The sequence below is a fragment of the Desulfobulbus sp. genome, assembly GCF_031547805.1.
Taxonomy (GTDB): Bacteria; Desulfobacterota; Desulfobulbia; order Desulfobulbales; family Desulfobulbaceae; genus Desulfobulbus.
Window position 1 is genome coordinate 1 of the sequence record NZ_JAVBRQ010000040.1, and the last position, 18,459, is coordinate 18,459.

Sequence of the window (18,459 nt, forward strand, 5' to 3'; positions counted from 1 at the left end):
AGAAAAATTTGGGCAACCTGAACGAAGCCCGTTCTCTGCTGATCAAAGCGGTGGCGATTAACGAAAAAGCTTATAAACCCGACCATCCGACCCTGGCCATAAGCTACTCCAACCTGGCCACGGTGGAGCAGGATTTGGGCAACCTGAACGAGGCCCGTGCCCTGATGCTGAAAGCCATAGCGATTAACGAAAAAATTTATGAACCTGACCACCCGACCCTGGCCACGAGCTACTCCAACCTGGCCATGGTGGAGCAGAATCTGGACAATATCGAAGAGTCATTAGCTTTCCGGGCAAAATATATTGCCATCCAAAGGCATCATATCGAACAAAACGACCGGAACGACCTTCGCCTTGAGCTGGCCTATGCGGAACACAATCAAGGCCAACTACAGCAACAACTCGGCCAGTTGGCCGAAGCCGAGGCAAGTCAGCGGGCTTACCTCGAACAGATCCGCTGCCTCGTGGACAAGGAAGGCCGGACCGATTTGCGCACGCAAGTGGAAATTGCTCTGACATGGCTTGCCAGTGTGCTGTACGGGCAAGGGAAAGTGGTGGAAGTCGAGGTATGCCACAAGGAGCGAGTCGCCCTCCTGCGCCAACTGTTGGCGGAACACCGTGAAGAGGCCCGGGAAAGTGACCTGGCTGAAGCGTTGGGCTGGCAAGGAAAGTCGTTGCACGAACTCGGCTTGTTCCCTCAAGCCCTCCTGTGCTACCGGGAATCTTTGCAGATCGACAAGGTTCTGACGGAAACAAATCATGCCCGGCCTTCTCTGGATTACATGAACACTCTGTATGCAGTGGCCGATGTCGAGGAGATCTTGGGACTCTATCCGGCGGCCAGGCAACATTTGCTTGCACTGTTGGCGCTTTTGCGTGACTTGCCCTCCCTTGAACAAAAAGAGGACGAAATATCCGGGTTGCTCGACATGGCTACCAGCCGACTGTGTGATGTGCTCATCGCAAGCAAGGAACTGGCAGATGCCTCCAATCGGGTTCGGGAATATGGCGAACTTCCCAAAGAACCACCTGAACAGGTGGGTCATGTCAACCTGCACCTGTTGAAGCTCTGTCAACTGCAAGGACAGCTTGCCCTGGAGCAGCAACGGTTCGAAGAGGCCATTGCCTGGTTTCGGCAGGGTTTGGAGCAGGCTCGCCATGCCGAGGCGGCGGGGCAGCCGGAAGCCGGCTTCTGGGCAGACAGTTTTCAATACAGATTGGCCCAGGCTCTGTTTGAGGCTCATCTTCCGGAGAGCGAAGCAGCCGTCGAGATCGCTCTATCGTGTTGCCGAAAATGGGTGGCAACATCCAACCAGGACAATGCCAACTCCTTTTTGGCCCGCAGTCTCATGCTCAAGGCGCGGGCGCTCCTCGAATCCGGGCAAAGTACCGCGGCTTGCCCCTACGCCGAGGAAGCGCAAACCCTGCTGCAACCACTTGCGGGAAAGGCCTGGTTCCAGCGCAAATTTCTGGCCGAGTGCCTGCGGCTGCATGCCGACATCCGGGAGTCGTCAGGTGAGGGAGAAGTGGCCGGCCAGTTACGCCACGAGGCCACCACAACACTTGAGCGACCACAGCAGTGGGAGCTGTGAGCCGCCCTTCTTCCGACTACTGCGCACTTCATCCCATCCCTGCTGTGCGGGCGATCATCAGCGATACCCAGGGCCGGGTGCTCTTGCTCCGACGGGCCAATACGGCCTTTGGCGACGGCGCCTGGTGCTTGCCCGGCGGCAAGGTCGATTGCGGCCAGAGCGCGGAAGAGGCCCTGGCCGTGGAGTTGGCCGAGGAACTCTCGGTCCGGCTGGAGCGGGCCGCCTATTTGTATTCCCAGGACAGCCCGCCGGACCGGACGGACGGGCCGCACTTTCTCAACCTGTATTTCCTTTGCCGCGTTTCCGGCACAATTCAGCTCAACGAGGAGTCTTCGGCCCAGGCCTGGGCCGGGCCGGCGGAGTTGGCCGCTTATGCCGTCGTCTTTGGCCACGACGAGGCCATCCGCCGGTATTTTGCCGAACACGCTCAGCCCTCTGGCCTCAATTCATCCAACCTTGTATGAGGAAACCCATGTCCACCGAAAACAAGACGGACTTCGAGCAGCGACTCGCCGAAAAACAGCAACGGATCGACGAACAGATCCAACTGTTCAAAGACAACCAAAAACTGTTCCGACAATTGCAAAACATCCTCACCACCACCCTCAAGGAAGGGATCCGCATCCAGCCGAACCCGGCCATCATCGAGGGGCGAGTGAAGGAGGTAGACAGCTTTGCCGAGAAATGTTTGCGCAAGTGGGAGAAATACAACCAGCCCGCCTGGCAACTCACCGACCTCTGCGGCGTGCGGGTCATCGTCCTCACCAGGGACATGGTGCCCCCGGTCGTCCGTTTCATTGAGGAGCATTTCCAGGTGCTGGAAAAGGAAGACAAAATCGACCAGCTCGGCCAATCCCAGTTTGGCTATCTCTCATTCCATGCCGTGGTGGCGCTGGCGAAAGCGCATCAACAGGCTTATGCCGGCCCCGACGGCACTGTTCCCGAGGCACTCTTTTCCGTCAGATCTCCGGCGGAAGCCGCGAAAACCGGTTTGTCCGCCGGCCCGATATACAAAGCTGAAATTCAGGTCCGCACTCTGCTCCAGCATGCCTGGGCAGAGGCGGCACATGACAATCTCTACAAAACCGAAATAAAGAACAAACCCCGCCGGCTCGAACGGCAGTCCGCCCTGATTGCCGCCCAGCTCGAAAAGGTCGATACCGCCCTGGTCCAATTGGTGGAGGAGACCCGGGAATACCAATCGTTTTATGGCGCCTACCTTAGCCCGGAGCAAATCCGCGAGGCTATCGCCATCAACGAAACGGTTCTCCGCCACGACCCGGACAACACCCAAGCCGCCCTGAAAATCGCCCGGCTGGCGGATTGCCTGGGTGACAGCCGGCTCCGAAAGCGGGTTGAGCAGATCCTCCTGCCTTTTGCCGCCAATGCCGACGCCTCCATCCTCCGGGAGTTGGGCATGGTGCAATGGAAACTGGGCAAAAAAAAGACGGGCAGAGCGTATCTCGAGCAGGCGGATCAACGCGCGCCCGGCGATCCTGACACCCTGTGCGAGTTGGGCCGAACATTCATCGACAATGATCAGTTCCGCAAGGCTCTCCCCTGGTATGAACGTGCCTTTATTGCCGCGCCCCAGTACCCCAGAGCGTTGAGAGGGTATATCGAGTGCCGCATTCTTGCCGGGCAAGATGCCACCCTGGATTTCATCGCCCTGATCCGCTCCAACCTCGAGCAGGCCATCGAGATCTCGCTTCGCCGAATCCGGGCAGGCATGCATCTGCCCCATGCCTGGTATGACATCGGTTTTTTCCAACTGCTGTTGGGGCGCAATCACGAAAGTTTACAGGCCTATGCCAAAGGGGTGCTCTTTACTGCCTCGCCGGGCAGGGTCAGTGCGATTCTCGGCTCACTCACCGAAATCCAGGAGGTGGTACAAGGTCGAAACGCGCACCTGGTGGAAGGCCTCATCTGGATTCGTTCCTTTCTCCGGGTGATGCTGGTGGGCCGGTTCAAGATGGAAAAACCCGAATCGCTTGCCGTCGGCTTCCCGGAACTGGACGGTTTCACCACCCTGACACCGGCCCACAGGATGCCGTCATCGCCCTTGACCAAATCCCACGACCCGATTTTCCTCGTGGCCGGCTCCTGCTCCCAGGAATCGCAAACCACCGTTGCCCAATATGAACCGATGATCCGCGAGGCCTTCGACGAATATGGCGGCATCCTCTGCTGCGGTGGCACCGAGGCCGGAGTTTCAGGAATTGTCGGCCGGTTGGAGAGCAAGGGACAGCTCAAAAAAATAGCCTACCAGCCACAGGGAAAATCCTGCATGCGTGAATATGCCTGCGTGCCGACCGCCGCCGGTACCTTCAGCCCGCTCGACCCGTTGATGCTTTGGAGCGATCTGCTGATCCACAAGATCGACCCGGCCTCGGTCAACCTGCTGGGCGTGCGCGGCGGCGAGATTGCCGCCTTCGAATACCGGCTGGCCCTGCTGTTGGGAGCCAAAGTAGGAGTGCTTCGAAACAGCGGAGGCGCCAGCCAGGAGATAGCCGACGATCCGGATTGGCGACAATTCCTGCCCTTGGCCGGAGGCGGGGCCACCTCTGGCCATACCCGCCTGCTGGTTTTGCCCGCAGATCAAGAAACCCTGACTGCCTTTGTCCGTCAGGCCATGCCGTCGGAAAAATTCAACGACATCACGAGGGAATCCCTGGCTGAGGCCATCCATGAGCATTATCGCCGGGAACAATTGAACAATAAATCCGACGAGCTCGCTCCCTGGAAAGATCTGGCCTGGAGTTTCAAGGAATCCAATCGCGGCCAGGCCGATGATATCGGCGCCAAATTGCGGCGGGCCAATCTCGCCGTGCGCAAGGCCGAACCAGGACGGGAAAAACTCTTTTCTTTTTCTCCTGAACTGATCGAACAATTGGCCGAGATGGAACACGGCCGCTGGGTGGTGGAACGCCTTGTCGACGGCTGGAACCACGGCGAACAACGGGACAATGAAAAGAAAACCCGGCCGCAGCTCGTCCCCTGGCATCGTCTGCCGGAATCGGAAAAACAGAAAGACCGGGACGCCGTCGCCAAGATCCCCGAACTGTTGCGGCAGGCCGGTTATGAGATTGTTGTCCCTGATTGAGCGCATCCAAAGAGAGAGTCTGAAATTTTCCTTGCAATAGCCTTCTCAGGAGCCGCCATGCACCAACCAACCCCTGTTCATAAAAACCTCAACGAAGAACGCTCCCTCTCTCTCCGCGAACGGATACGCAGCTATTGGGCCGACCACGGCTGGTTGCTGATCGGCGTTGCCGCAATCCTCGTCTATGCTCTCGGCATACTTGGCTTCCGCCAGTACTACGAGTCGTTCGCCCAGCCCAAAATCGCCTGCACCGGAGGGGATTTGGCCTATATGTCTTTTCAATTGTTCCGCTTGGGGTCGGTGGTGCCTGTCGGCCCCAAACCCTGGCTGCTGGAGCTTGCCCGCGCCCTGGCCACCATCATTACCCTCACCGCGGCCATCAAGGCCCTGATGCTCTTTTTCCATGAAAAACTGCAACGCCTGCGACTTCTGTTTTGGAGCAATCATATCGTCATCTGCGGATTAGGCGAGAAAGGGAAACAACTGGCACTTGACCTCCTCAAGCAGAGAAAACAGGTGGTGATTATCGATGTGGACGAGAAAAACGAAAAAACGCGCCACCTGACTGAAAAAGGAGCCATTGTTTTTACCGGCAATGCAACCGATGCATATCTCCTTAAAAAAGCCAGGCTCCGGCATGCCCGCAGGCTGTTTGCCGTCTGTGGCGACGACTGGGTCAATCTCGACATTGCCCTGCTGGCGCACCACCTGATGACCGCTGATCCGCAGAATACACCTCGCTGGCTGGAATGGCTGAACAACCTGGCCCAAACTCCCGGGCTTCGCGCTTTATTCTCTACGGAGGGAGCCAAATCCACCCGATCTTGTTTTGTCCACCTCATCAATACCGAACTGCGCGACCTGCTTGCCCGGCATCGGGTGTTGAGCAAGGTCGACAGCCAGGTGATCGGCAGGGTTGACGAGCAGGTGATAATCAACTGTTTCAACATTTACGAAAATGCCGCCCGTCAACTCTTTCGGGTTTATCCGCCCGAGGTAGCGGCATTGCAACGCAAACAGAAAACCGTCCATATACTGCTCATCGGCTTTGGCCAGATGGGGCGAAGCGTGGCCCTGCAGATTGCCAAGGCAGGCCATTACGCCCACGGCCAACGAGTGCGTTTCACCGTGGTCGACAAATTCGCCGAGAAAAAGCGCGCGTTCTTCTTGCACACCTACCCGATGTTCAAAGAAATTTGCGATCTCGATTTCGTCAGCCTCGATACCGACGACAAAGGCTTCCTCAATGGCAGTTTTCTCGGCGAAAAAGGCGGCCCCGATTCAGTCACCCAGGCCATCGTCTGCCTGGAAAACGAATCCGCCGCCTACATCTGCGCCCTGAACCTGCTTCATCTGTTCAGGGATAGCCATTGCCAGATTCTGGTTCGCGTCACTGCCGAAACCAAGATGGTGTGCCTACTGGCCGCCGATCAATCCGAAATTCCCGGCCTGAATGATCAGATTCTGCCGATCCATGCCTTTGGCTGCATCGCCAGCAGTTGTTCCGCTGATTTGGTCGTCAATGACGAGATTGACGAGATGGCCCGCCAGATGCACGCGAGCTATTTCCGGTTGAAGATCGAAAAAGGGGACGACCCGGCAAATGATGTCAGCATGAAGCCCTGGGACCAGCTCAGCGAGGATTTGAAAGATTCCAACCGCCAACAGGCAGAGCATTTGGAGGTCAAACTGCGGGCCGTGGGCTGCAAACTGGCGGAACCTGTTACCGGGCAGGCTGCGGCGACCTTTACATTCGAAGAAATCGAACTTTTGGCAGAGATGGAACACGCCCGCTGGAATGCCGAGCGTTTCCTCGCCGGCTGGACCCCGGGTGAGCACCGCGACCCGATTAAGAAGGTCAGTCCTCATCTGAAGGCTTGGAAAGAGATTGATGAACCCATCAAGGATTACGACCGCAACACGGTCATCAAACTGCCTGATATGCTCACTTATGAAAAGATCAGGCGGGTGATTGTGCGGGATGATTCGGCAAAATCGCAAGTCCCGGATACAGCCTCAATACGGGAAATATCACCTGTGCATCCCTGACTCAAACAGCATCTGTCCCCATCAAGGAGCGCAGGCAAAGCAACATGACCAATCGCCCGGTGACACCTTGAACTGGTCGAGCTTTACGTGAGTGCTCTCCAAATTACCGCCAAATTCTCAACCGTTAACGAGGCCCTTGCATGCACCAGTTGAATTTTCGCGTCATCGACCCCCAAACAATCGCCGACCAGCAACCTGCCATCGCCGAGGCTATCCTCCCGGCCACTGTTGATTTGCATCAGGTTCTGGTAGAAGTGGCGGAGTTGCCCTTTTACGAGGGCTACAGCCTTTATGCCATCACCGATCTTCGCTTGCCGACCGGCGAGGTCTACGAGTTGCTCTGCGGGCCCAACGGTGCCTTTCTCCTCGACGGCGGCAATGAGGCCATCTACCGGGTCAACGAATTGGCCCCGCTCCGGCTCACTCCTGAAACGCTCCTGCCGTACCTGCGCTTTTTCTTCTCTTGCACGACCAGTGCGGCGGGACCATTCATTCTCGCGGAATCAGCGGAGGATCTCCCCTGGTTGCCCGAGGCTGATCAGAAAATCATTGTCGAGGCAACTGCAAAGCTCCAGCCTCTGACCCTGTTGGAACATCATGCGGACGATCTCTGCCTGCTCAATGCCACCATCCTCTTTCGCGACGGGCTGTACAGCACGGACATCCTCGTTGCTCCGTGTCCGCTCACCCGGGAAGGAAATGAAGAAGAAGATTCCATGCTGGCCGGTGAAATCCGCCTGGTCAATCACGAATTATTGATGGAGGAGCTTGAGGTGGAAACCGACATGTGTCTGGAAAAAACGGCCGAAGATGAAGAGGTTGATGATGAAGAGCTTGATGATGATCCTTCCGTCTTTGCCTTCTATAAGCCTTTTTCTCCGACGGCCGGCTTTGATTTCCATGAAAAATCGGCAGAATTCGCCGCCCAGGTGGTGGCTGCCATGCCGGAGGAGATCCGGCCTCGGGCTATTTCGGAGGATGGCTTTCATCTAGCGGTGGCGGATCTCACTTTTTATCCCGATTTCTGCCTCTGCGCCCTAACCGATCCCGCCATGCCCTTGCCCAACGTACGCTTCTTTCTCTCCCGGCGGGAAATTGCAGGCCAACTCGTGCCCATGAACAAGACCAACGGCCCCATCTACGACTTCAATAGCAAGGGCCCCCTCCTCCTGACTCCGGAGAGCATGCCTTCCTATGTCCGCTTCTTTTTTTTCCTGGTGCAGGGACAGCTAGGCCGGTTCAACACCGTCGAACGGCCCGAAGATGTTGCCTGGCAGCCTACCGCCACGGAAAAAGACAAACAGACGGTGAATGGACTGCTCATGCCGGTCAGCTATATCGGCATCGACGAGCAGGGCCTGCACACCCTCAAGGCCACGGTCATTTTCCATGACTCCCTCTTCCGCACCGAAGTCAAAATTGCCCCCCAATCGATGGAAGTGCTCGATCCCGAGACCAACGAAAAAGAGCAATTATTCCTCGGCCAAATGCAACTCGTCAATGAGGAAGTGCTTTTGGAAGAGCTACCGGTGATGGTGGCGAACTGAGGATAAGCGACCCGCTGCACAGTGATCCATTCGCGTTTTTTGCCATTGGATGGAGAATAATGTCCAGTAGGACAATTACTCAACCTAAAAAAGAACACCGGAAAACACCTTGAATAATCAATTCATTATGGATATAACCCAGCGTAACGCATATCATCTCATGAAAAATACGCTGAATAGTCCGATCTGGTCAATAAAAATTGGAGAAATGGCATGAAAACCACCATAAAATTATCCTTGATTGTACTTTCCTTGCTTGCCGTGAGTAGCGCTGTTGTGATACCGACAAGAACAGCACCAAGTGCCTCTTTTTTTCTCTACGCATTGTCATTACACGAAGCATCTGCGATAGAAACATCCAGCCAATCGCCAGCAACCATACAGGTTGGCCCTCTGGAGATTACGCCAAAGCGAGCAAATTTATTATTAATAACAGAATATGCATCCACTTCTTTCAAGCCAACAATTCAATTTACAATCAAAAATATCTCATCAGCTGATGTAAGAATAATTCTTTTCAAAAAATCCATAGAAGTTACCGACGACCTGGGGTATTCATGGTTTTACAATGATCGAATAAAATCCGGTGGTATAGCCTTGTCTGATCAAGATGCCAATTCTTTCTCCAAGGCTTTCTTTGATGAAAAAAATAAATTTGTTACAATATCTCCCAAACAAACCTTTGAAGCGCAGCTATTACCAGGAAATACCGTGTCCTACACCGACAAAAGCCATGAACTAATCAGGACACACCGACCAAAGACCGTTACATTAAGTGCCAACATGGGCATCATCAATTTAGATAACTCAACTGATATACGGGCATTTTCATTTTCAGATCTGCAAGTACAAACATCTACACGGTAATCCTCGCCCAAAAAAACGTAAACATTACATTGTAATAACAAGTTAATATGAATAATTACGATGTATTCATAAGTTCAAGCAGTAATGATTTCTCCATTGCTGGCAAAGTTTATACTTTTTTGCAGCGTCATAATTTAAATGTTTTTTTCAGCGATCAATCTTTGCCGCAACTCGGGAGTTCTGACTATCGAAAGGTTATTGACAAAGCGATAGAACACACAAAACACATGGTGGTCGTGACAAGTTCACGGGCAAATGTGGAGGGAGAATGGGTAGAGGCAGAATGGGGCAGCTTTATCAACGAAAAAAGGTCCGGGAGAAAAAATGGCAATCTAATCACTATATTAGTTGGCCAATTAACTCATAGCGATCTACCCATGAGTCTTCGTCAGTACGAAATTCTTCCTTTTACTCCAGAGGGATTGAGCAAGCTCCTCTCTTATCTAAAACCTGCGCAAGAGAATCCTTCTGCGTTTTCCTCTCCAGTAGCACCTCGAAAAAGCACATCATTCCCGCAAAAAAACACAACTCGATCGATAATGATCGGCATGGCGGCCGTTTTTACCCTTGCGCTTTTTACCTTTGCTGGTTCGTATTTTTTTCGCACTCCGAAACAAGGATTGTCATTACAGCCAGAATCTTCTCTGAAAGAGATGCATCCCACCCAAACACAAACGCCCTTGACACAAGAAGCCGCTCGTTCTCACAGAGCAACCACGGAACAGCGGATAACTCAAAACCAATCACCACAAAAACGTGAAGAGAGTAAGCAAGACTCCAACCAAACCGAACCTGCGCTGAAACCACAACCAGCGCAAAAATCGGTGACCGTACCTCAAGCTGCCGAGAGCTTAGAAGGCCAAGAAATCGCGTTCTCACCTTTGCCTTCCCAGTCCGGTCCGTCCCCACCTACTGTTCCAGCCAAGGAAGGGGCATTCGGTAGTGACGGAAAGTCCCAATTGTCGTCCGCACCCCAGAGTAGAAAGCCTGAACTCAATAACCTCTCGAAAAGGATCAATACTGCTGCGGCTGCCAAACCAGTCGCAACGGTGTATATCCCTCTCCCTTCGGCCAATGACTTGTTCGTGAATCGATTGGTTAACGATATCCATTTCGGCTTGGCCAAGTCCAATCAGCGGGCCGCAACGCCCTCCGCAGCCCAATATGTGTTCCGTTGGCAGGAAGAACCCCGCATCGAAAGAAGAGGGCCTGACAGCTATGGAGAATACACCTTTTCCATAACGTTTGTCGGTGAAGTGTACAACCCGGCCGGGTCACGGGTCGTCAAGCAAATCCCTTTCCGGGAGGACAAAACTGGAAGAAACGATGAAGCGGCAAGGATATTGGATACGCTGATTCACTCAGCCAGCTCGAAAATCCTCCAGGTGATGGCCACCTTGGAGGAATAACTCTCCGACTTGTCACACCTACCCTTCCACCATTTTCTGCAACTCCTCTCCCGAAATTTCCTGCTTTTCGATGAGCATGGTTGCGATGCGCTCCACCAGATAGCGGTGAGTGCGGATGAGCCGTCGGGCTTGTTCGTAGGCCTCGGCGAGGAGCTTGTCCGCCTCGCTCCAGTCTTCGGCAGTGGGGTCTTGCCGCCAGAGCAACCTGGGGCTGGCACCCAGCCCCAAGCGGCAGACCATTTCAAAGGCCATGTTGGTGGCTTTGGCCAGATCGCTGTTTTCACTGCCACCGGCTCCGGAACCCACGCCTTCAGGTCCATAGAAGACCTCTTCCGCCGCCCGGCCAGCCAGGGTTACCTGTAAATGGCTGAGGAAATCCTTCCGGTTGAGAGTGGCCGCATCGACATTGGGTTTGAGAGCGACAAAGCCCAGGCTGCCGTCCGGGCGCGGCACAATGGAGACAAAGCTGATCCGGCCGAAGGTGGAGCCGGTTTTGAGGCGCACCAGGGCATGGCCGGCCTCGTGCAGGGCTACCCGCCGGATGCCCTCGCCAGCAAGGGGGCGGTCGAGCTCCCTATCTAAAGGACGGTCATAGAGTTCCGCCAGGAGATCGTCCTGGCAGAGGGAGCGGAGGGCAAGTCGCGCCCGTCGCAGGGCCCCGCGCACCATCATGCTTATATCCGCCCCGGTACGGCCGAAGGCAGCCTCGGCCAGAGGGCGGAGCACGATATCCGATTCCGGTCCGAGCGTGGCCTGGTGTTTGTCCAGATAGAAGGCGATGATTTTCTCCAGAGCGTCGATGGTGGGCAGCGATACCCTGACCACCCGGTCCAGGCGGCCGGCCCTCCTGAGTGCCGGGTCGACGTTCTCCACGTCATTGGTGGCGGCAATGACGATCACCTTGCCTCGGCCGCTGAAGCCTTGCAGTTCGGCGAGCAAGGCATTGACCACCTGAGTGTTGTAGGAGGCGTTGCTACCGCTGAATTGTTCGCGGCTGCCGATGGAATCAATCTCGTCGATGAAAAGGATGGAAGGCTCGAAGCGCCGGGCCTCGGCAAAATCGCGAGCCATGGCCGCCAGGTGCTCGTTGAGATAACCGGCCATCTGCCAGCGGGCAGCCGAGCATTCGACAAAACGAACGCCGCAATCCTTGGCAATGGCGCGAGCAAGGGCGGTCTTGCCGGTCCCGGGCGGGCCGGCCAGGAGCATGCCGCGATCCACTTGGGACCAGGGAATCTGCCCGGCGGTAGCGGCGCGAATATCGGTGATCAGCATTTCCGCCCGTACCCGGGCCTCGCCCAGGCCATGAAGATCCCTAAGCGAAGGGCCATGGTGCGGGGTCACTCGCCGGAGCCGATCCTCGATGCGATGGCGCAGGAGAACCGCAGCCCGATTGGGGTTCGGCTGGATGCGTGTTATTCGGGCAAGATCCCAGGGTTGGATATAGGGAATCCAGGTAACGTTGCCACCGAAACCAATCGCGACCGTCGGTTCAACGCCGTAAAGGGCAAAGAACAGGCGGGCGAAGATCTCCGCATCGAGGCGCGGCAGGGTGATGGTGGTTTCCACGATCCGGCGTAGCGGTTCCGGTAAACCCTGCAAACTGCCACAACCGATCAATACCGCATGATTGCCGCTGATCAATTCATGCACGGTCCGCTCCAGATCAAAGATCTGTCCATAGGCATTCATGGGCAGCACCACGCAGGAAGTTTGCTGCGGGGGAGTGAAGGCGAGAGCCATGTCCGGCGGGGCGGTGGGTTGAGCCATGTGAATCGGCAGGGAGAGGCGATGCCGGAGAGCAGAAGCCAGGGTGTGGTCAGCGAAGGGGATATCCGTTTCTATGGCGACTATTGCTCTGTTTTTAAGTAATTTAGCCAGCCAGTCGAGGGCACGGGAGGATGATACTTTGGGTTCTTCCGCGAGATAACCTTGGCGCACAAGGGCCGTGTCGAGCAGAGCGGAAAGCACCGTAGCCAGGGGGTCCGAAACAAAACTGCGGCGGCGAGTATTTTGCCCTGCTGCCATCGACGACGCAGCGGGGAGCCAGATGACCGAACCGGGAAAGAGGGCAATAGGCTGAAGGCGGCCGTCACTCGTCTCGGCTAGGTACTGGAGTACCGAACCGGCCGGGTTGACCGGATCGACCATGATCTCGATGAGTTCGTAACTCTCGGCAAGGTGGTCCTTGGTAAGCAGGGTGGCATGATTGAGTTGTTCGGATCCGGGTTCGGTGTCTGACAAGCGATAGCGGAACAGGCTCGGAATCTCGGGGACGGTCGCCTCGGCCTTAGTGGTTTCCTTCTCCTCAGGAGGCAAATCGGGGAAATAGCGGCCCATGGTGGAGCGCACCAGTGCAGGAGTTGAACCTGCCGCTACGGCAAACCCATGGGGATCGAGCATAGGCTCCACTTGCCCGTACAGCGCCAGCACCCGATCAAGGGAGACAGCTTGAGTCTGCCTACCTTGCCGCATCGCCTGTTGCTTGCCGGCCAGCACCGCATCGATTGGACTGGACTGGCCAGATGGCAGTTTGACCTCATTGCTTTGCGTGGTGACGGCCGTGATCCGCTCTCCATCGATGAAGCATTGCAGCAGGGTATAGGTGAAAGAATTCACAATCTGCGCTCCTTGTGCCCTTCAGCATTCATCTGGGGCATTCATTGTGTTTTCGCATCCAAGGCGTTTGTCTTCGTTCCGCAATCCGTCAGTAAATTCCGGCCAGCACATCTCCTGACCGTGAAACAGATCGCAGATCGCTTCTACGGCAACCATCCGGCAATCCAGGTTTGGTTCAAAATACGGCTTCATTCTGTTTATTCGCTTTGCTGCTTGTTTAGCAAACAAAGTATTCAAGAAATTTGTTCTGGGAAAAATCGACAGCCGCCGAATCTAGGTCGTCAAAAATCGCATCGGCGGCAATTTCTCCCAACTGGTCACTGACGCCGCCGTGGTGAAGGGACTAAAGGTTATTCCTTAGACAGTATGGGTTGCATCGTCAATGCTCCAAATCAGCCAGATCTGGTTATACCGTTCGAGTACGGCAGTATTGGCCATGGTTGCAAGATATTCCCCGGTGTCGTCAGCAAAATTCCAGCTCGATTTGAATTCGACAGTGGCCCCTTCACGCGGCAAACAGTGAAATTGCTCAAGCAATCTGAGTAAGGTGCATTATTCGCAGCAGCAAAACGCCAGCGACGAGATCACCAAGAGCACCCAGTCGGTCGCCATGGAAACCTCGGGCGTTTCCCGCAGCCTGAACGATGTCGTTACCGCCACCGATGCCACCGGCCAGGCGGCCCGGCTGGTCAGCGAGAAGATCGCCGCCCTGGTGCAGCAAACCGGGAAAGTCCAGGCCAATCTGGCCGATTTCGTTGCCCAGATCCGCGGGCGCGGCTGAGGCCCGCAACGCGCGGACCCGGCGCCCGGTAAGAGAAAAAAAGAAGAAAAAAGAGGAAAAAACGAAGCCGGATCAGGCCGCGAGCAGGGCGGCTTGGCTCCGGCTTCGTTTTGAAGGATGCCGACAGCGGGCGTGTGCTCCGCCACCGGCCGGGGCCGTCACAGCCCGGCGAGCTTGACCAGGGCGTCCTTGTCCCTGTCCATGAACGGGTTCTTGCCGCTTGCGCTCAACGGCATGCCGTACACGATCTTGACCTCCTCGCCGAGAATCCCCATCTCCAGCACCGCCTGTCCCACGGTATACATGATGCGGTTGTCGATCCGGTGGTCCATGGCCACGCTGGCGGCGGATCCCATGGCGATCCCGAGGTCGCCGGTGTTGATCACGCAGGGATGCTTCGGGTGCTTGTTCTTCTCCGTGCAATCGGCAAAGCCGCACATGCCGCAGGGGTGCAGCCCCATGGACATGATTTTGGTGCCGAACAGGACCAATGCCTGGGCCGAAAGGATGTTGACCGCGTCCCGCAGGAAGAAATCGGGCAACTTGTCCCGCCGTGCCATGGTCTTGAGGGTGTCGGACACCGCGGCGATACCGTCCTTCTTCAACAGGACGACGACCAGATTGTCCACGCCCTTGGCCTTCGGGGCGGTTCGCGCCGCGGTCATCATTTCCCTGGCCACCGCAAAAATCGATTCCTCGCGCAGATCCTGCTCATAAAAGATGTTCATGCCGTACTCCTTGACGTCATTGTTCAATAATGCTCGATGCCGCTGGGGCGATAACCGCCGGCAACCAAAGCCAGGCGCCCGCCCGCATCACCCGGCCTGATAGACCCGGACGAAGTCAATCGTCATGGTCTGCGGAAAAACTGTGGTTTCGTCGGGATTGCCCGGCCAGTACCCGCCCACGGCCACGTTCATCAACAGGAAAAAGGGATGGTCGAACGCCCAGGGCGCGCCTTGGGGAATCTGTTCCCTGTCCAGCTGGAAGAACATCCGGTTGTCCATGTACCACCGGATGCGGTCCGGCTGCCAATCCACCGCAAAAACGTGGAAATCGTCACGCACCATGGCTCCGTCCGCCAAGGCCAGTCCTGCGCCGATCCCCTCGCCGCCGCAATATCCGGGCCCGTGCACGGTGCCATGCACGGTGCTCGGTTCCCTGCCGATGTTTTCCATGATATCGATTTCGCCGCAGGCGGGCCACCCCACCTCGCCGAAGTTTTCGCCCAGCATCCAGAAGGCCGGCCAGAGCCCCTGACCGTAGGGGAGCTTGATTCGCGCCTCCACCAGCCCGTAGGTGAAGGCGAAGCGTCCGCGCGTCAGCAGCCGGGCCGAGGTGAAGCGGGCCGGGCCATACCAGCAGGTGCGCTGGTGCTGTTCGGCCTCCGGCACGGCCTTGGCGGTGATGACCAGGCAGCCCTGGCCGTCCTGGGCCGCATTCTCGGGGCTGTCGGTGTAGAACTCCAGCTCGCCGTTGCCCCAGCCGCCACCGCCCTGTTCGCATTCCCATTTGGCGGGATCGGGCGGAGTGCCGGCGGGCCCCTCGAACTCGTCGCTCCAGACCAGGCGGAGCCGGTCGGCCGGCAAATCGGTCGAGGTGAAGGGAACAGGGGCGGTCGAATTCGTTGCTTTCATGGCAATGCACCTTAAGGAGTCAAAAAATCGTGGACACGCTTCCGGCGCGGCCGGCAAAATCCTAGCCGCCGCGCGCCGCGTTTTCGCGGATCTCGTCCGTTCAAAACCGGGCAATTGTGGTAGGTATACCCAACCGGCTCCCACTTGGCATCAAAAAAACCGATTCCCACTCAAATGCAGCCGATTTCTTCCTGGAGGGTATTTTACTGAAATTACTTGAAATTTTTTCTCACTGCATTCGTCGAAACGACCAACAAAGGATGTTTGGGACAAAGATAACGCTGGCCACAGGGTCATCTCGAACGCAGTGCGAGATTTCGTTTGATCGACCGGCTTTCCGGAGCGTCAAGAACACCGCCGATCGCCGACAAACGAGCTTGGCTGAGGCTCGATGGTCATCAGATCAAAAAATATTAAACGGCCGCCGCATCCCCGCCGCCGGGGCTTTGGCCGCGGTCAGCGGCCGACCGGAATCGCGCGGCAATGGCCTGGCCGGTGGCAATGAGCCGCTCCAACCGGGCCGGATCGGCTGACTGTTGCGGCCAAAAAATCTTTTTTGCGGTAGGTTGGGCGGCAAGGTTCCGTACTCACAGGGATATGCAATACGTAGATATTCCAACCGATACCAATCAATAACAGCGGAGAAACGCATGGCACAGGAAAAATTTGCGGTCGATATCGTCGCCTTGCCCGAGGTGGTGGCGGTCGGCTTGAAAATCGATACCCATTTCGCGCAGGCGGCCCAAGGTTGTCCGGCCTTGTGGCAGGCGTTCATGCCGCGCATGCACGAGGTGAGCGGAAAAGCGCCGGAAGAGGTCCACGGAGAATCCTACGGAATCAGCACGGACATGCAAGAGCACGGGGCTTTCACCTACTGGGCCGCTTTGCCCGGCGATCCGAACAACCTGCCGGCCGGCATGCAGGCCGTGCGCCTGCCGAAAGGGGTGTACGCCCGCTGCCGAGTGGATTCCCTCGCAAAAATCGGCGAGATCTATACCTTCCTCTACCAAGGGTGGGACGCTGCGCGCGCCGGCTACGCGGTCAATTATGCCGCGCCCTGCTTCGAACGGTACGACGAGGCGTATATAACGGACGGCTCTTTCGCACTCTATGTTCCAGTCAACAAACAATAAGGAGGAAAGTATGCGGCAAAAGGAAGTGTTTCAAACCATAACCGCCTGGTTGTGCGTTTGGTGTCTGCTGGTGTGCAGTGCTGTTGTGGATCGGGCACGGGCAGCGGAACTGACGGTGGAAAGCCGTTCCAGTGTGGCGGCCGTCGCCCCCGGCGCTCCGGTTGCGATCAAGGTGTTGGTCGAAATCGCCGCGCCGGAAATCCCGCCTCAAGTCAAGCGCCAACCTTTGGCCATCAGCCTGGTCATCGATCATTCCGGGTCCATGTTCTCGGCCAAAAAGATGGAATACGCCATCCAGGCGGGCAAGGTATTGGTGCGCGCCCTGGAGCCCCAGGACGAACTGGGACTGATCATCTACGACGACAAGGTGACGACCCTGTATCCGCTGGGCAAGGTTCCGGACAAGGAAAAGTTGTATAAACTGCTGGATACCATCACGCCCGATGGGAGCACCTTTCTATCCGGCGGCTTGGAAGCGGGCGTGGGGCAGTTGAAGGAACGCCGGTTCGAGGGGGTAAGCCGGGTCATTCTCCTGTCCGACGGGTTGGCGAACCAAGGGGTGACAGGGGCCGTGCAGGTGGGGCAGTTGGCGGCCAAAGCGCGCAAGCAGGGGGTGAATATCTCCACCATCGGCCTGGGAGCGGATTACGACGAAGATCTGATGCAGGCGGTGGCCCAGCAGGGAGGCGGCCAATATTATTACGTCAACGATGTCGAAAACCTGCCGGCGGTCTTTCGCCAGGAGGCGCATCTGGCCGCAGCCATGTACAGCAAGGATTTGACGGTCGCCTTGGTTCCGGCCGCCGGGACGAAACAGTTCAAGGCCCGCGGCTATACGCAGGAACAGCGCGATGGCGCGCTCAATATCGACATGAGCAACCTCAGCTCCGGAGAAAAGCGCCAAGTGCTGCTGGAAATGGAATTTACCCCGGTCAAAGGCGAGGCCCAGCAGAAATTGGGCGTTTTGAAGTTCAACTACAAAACCGAGGACGGCCGGAACCAGAGTCAGGAGACCCCGTTGACGATCGATGTGCTGGAAGACGCCAAGGCCGTAGCCGATGTCAATGCTAAGGCCGCCCCGGCAATACGCCAGGTGGAGGAGGAGTCCTTGCTGATGGATGCCTCGGAGGCGCATGTGGCCGCCATCGAAAAACTCAAGTCCGGCGATGCCAAGGGTGCGAAAAAGATCCTCGAGGAAAACCAGAAAAAACTCGCCCCGGTGGCCCCGGGCAACAAAGCGATAGCCAGCAAGATGGAGCAGTTGGCGGTGGACGAAAAACAGCTTGAGCGCGCCGCCGGCAATGTGTCCATGCAGAAGGAAATGAGCAAGAGCAGCAAAAGCTCGGTCTATATGTCCGCCCAAGGCAAGAAGGAGGGCATCATGCTGCGCAAGGGGGACAGCGGTTACCGGGTGGAGGCCTTGCAAAAGGCCTTGAAAGCAAAAGGGCTGTACACGGGCCCCCAAGATGGCGTCTTCAGCGAAGCCGTGGAAACGGCGGTCAAGGCCAGTCAAAAGGCCAATGGCCTTGCCGAAGACGGCGTGGCCGGCCCCAGCGTCTTGAAGCAATTGGGATTGTAGCCAGTCGACCATGAAAAAGCTTTCAACAAGCTGAAATACATAGATAAAATATGAAAAATATATCACTATAAATTGCAGGATATAGCACTTTTCCTCTTCAATTTCTGGTGATTTTCGATGCAGCCGAAGCAGCAGGTTTTCAG

The 18,459-nt window shown here is 56.4% G+C and carries 13 protein-coding genes; 10 read left to right on the top strand and 3 right to left on the bottom strand.

Translation table 11 applies throughout. The features are described from left to right. Positions 1–8 precede the first annotated feature (8 nt). The 7 genes from RMR13_RS13615 to RMR13_RS13645 all read left to right on the top strand — a co-directional run bounded on the left by RMR13_RS13615 (position 9) and on the right by RMR13_RS13645 (position 10,567). Positions 9–1,592 (top strand): tetratricopeptide repeat protein, encoded by a 1,584-nt coding sequence (locus RMR13_RS13615; protein WP_310601173.1) that lies wholly within the window; start codon positions 9–11, stop codon positions 1,590–1,592. Further along, positions 1,589–2,056, top strand: coding sequence for an NUDIX domain-containing protein (locus RMR13_RS13620; protein ID WP_310601174.1), 468 nt, complete (start codon positions 1,589–1,591; stop codon positions 2,054–2,056). Before RMR13_RS13615 ends, RMR13_RS13620 begins: the two co-directional genes overlap by 4 nt. 8 nt (positions 2,057–2,064) lie before the next feature. Next, positions 2,065–4,695: a RyR domain-containing protein gene (locus RMR13_RS13625; protein WP_310601175.1), complete on the top strand. Its 2,631-nt coding sequence runs from the start codon at positions 2,065–2,067 to the stop codon at positions 4,693–4,695. A gap of 57 nt (positions 4,696–4,752) precedes the next feature. Beyond that, positions 4,753–6,744, top strand: coding sequence for an NAD-binding protein (locus RMR13_RS13630; protein WP_310601176.1), 1,992 nt, complete (start codon positions 4,753–4,755; stop codon positions 6,742–6,744). Between the two features lie 140 nt (positions 6,745–6,884). Beyond that, positions 6,885–8,291 carry a hypothetical protein gene (locus tag RMR13_RS13635; protein WP_310601177.1) on the top strand — a complete coding sequence of 469 codons (1,407 nt, stop codon included), beginning with the start codon at positions 6,885–6,887 and terminating at the stop codon, positions 8,289–8,291. A 213-nt stretch (positions 8,292–8,504) separates the two neighbouring features. Beyond that, on the top strand, positions 8,505–9,158 hold the full coding sequence (locus RMR13_RS13640; protein WP_310601178.1) for a hypothetical protein: 654 nt from the start codon (positions 8,505–8,507) through the stop codon (positions 9,156–9,158). 47 nt (positions 9,159–9,205) lie between these two features. Continuing rightward, complete coding sequence (locus RMR13_RS13645) at positions 9,206–10,567, top strand: TIR domain-containing protein (protein WP_310601179.1); 1,362 nt, start codon at positions 9,206–9,208, stop codon at positions 10,565–10,567. An 18-nt stretch (positions 10,568–10,585) separates the two neighbouring features. On the opposite strand, the gene RMR13_RS13650 is transcribed toward RMR13_RS13645, so the two are convergent. Next, positions 10,586–13,186 carry an AAA family ATPase gene (locus RMR13_RS13650; RefSeq protein WP_310601180.1) on the bottom strand — a complete coding sequence of 867 codons (2,601 nt, stop codon included), beginning with the start codon at positions 13,184–13,186 and terminating at the stop codon, positions 10,586–10,588. 547 nt (positions 13,187–13,733) lie between these two features. Between RMR13_RS13650 and RMR13_RS13655 the strand changes: the two genes are divergently transcribed. Continuing rightward, positions 13,734–13,967: a hypothetical protein gene (locus RMR13_RS13655; RefSeq protein WP_310601181.1), complete on the top strand. Its 234-nt coding sequence runs from the start codon at positions 13,734–13,736 to the stop codon at positions 13,965–13,967. Positions 13,968–14,125: 158 nt separating this feature from the next. Here the strand turns inward: RMR13_RS13655 and RMR13_RS13660 are convergent, their stop codons facing one another. Both RMR13_RS13660 and RMR13_RS13665 read right to left on the bottom strand, forming a co-directional pair. Then, positions 14,126–14,695: a DUF2148 domain-containing protein gene (locus RMR13_RS13660; RefSeq protein WP_310601182.1), complete on the bottom strand. Its 570-nt coding sequence runs from the start codon at positions 14,693–14,695 to the stop codon at positions 14,126–14,128. 87 nt (positions 14,696–14,782) lie between these two features. Continuing rightward, positions 14,783–15,604: a glycoside hydrolase family 16 protein gene (locus RMR13_RS13665; protein WP_310601183.1), complete on the bottom strand. Its 822-nt coding sequence runs from the start codon at positions 15,602–15,604 to the stop codon at positions 14,783–14,785. Between the two features lie 650 nt (positions 15,605–16,254). Between RMR13_RS13665 and RMR13_RS13670 the strand changes: the two genes are divergently transcribed. Both RMR13_RS13670 and RMR13_RS13675 read left to right on the top strand, forming a co-directional pair. Next, the gene (locus tag RMR13_RS13670; protein WP_310601184.1) at positions 16,255–16,737 is read left to right on the top strand and encodes a GyrI-like domain-containing protein; all 483 of its coding nucleotides are present in this window, start codon (positions 16,255–16,257) and stop codon (positions 16,735–16,737) included. 10 nt (positions 16,738–16,747) lie between these two features. After that, a complete protein-coding gene (locus RMR13_RS13675; RefSeq protein WP_310601185.1) occupies positions 16,748–18,316 on the top strand; it encodes a VWA domain-containing protein in 1,569 nt (522 codons plus the stop codon). Positions 18,317–18,459: the final 143 nt, after the last annotated feature.